This window comes from Gilvimarinus sp. 1_MG-2023, assembly GCF_030548285.1.
In genome coordinates, this window is sequence record NZ_JAUOSC010000225.1 from 1 (window position 1) to 411 (window position 411).

Genomic DNA, 411 nt, shown 5'->3' on the forward strand with positions numbered 1-411 from the left:
ATCAGAAATCCCGGAGCCATGCCGGCACATTCAAGAATCCAGGCCAGCATACTGGCCGTTGAGGTTTTGCCATGTGTGCCCGCAACTGCGGCGACCCAGCGCCCTTGCAACAAGTGCTGGTTCATCCATTGCGGACCGGAGCAATAGGGAAGCCCCCGTTCCAGCACATATTCGACCGATGGATTGCCTCGCGACATGGCGTTACCAATAATCACCAGATCGGTATCCACAGGAATCGCCGCAGGATCAAAGCCTTCAATCAGCTCGATACCCGCTGCCGCCAGTTGTTCACTCATCGGCGGATACACTCCATGATCGCTGCCCGACACCTGATGCCCGAGCGCTTTGGCCAACTGCGCCAGCGACCCCATAAAGGTGCCACAAATTCCCAAAATATGAACACGCATGGCC

Annotated in this window: 1 protein-coding gene; it reads right to left on the reverse strand. The window is 56.7% G+C overall.

Going from position 1 to position 411, the window contains the following annotated elements; all coding sequences use genetic code 11:
- A partial coding sequence (locus Q4563_RS16535; RefSeq protein WP_303605261.1) for a Mur ligase domain-containing protein occupies positions 1-407 on the reverse strand: 407 nt, incomplete at its 3' end.
- Positions 408-411 lie beyond the last annotated feature (4 nt).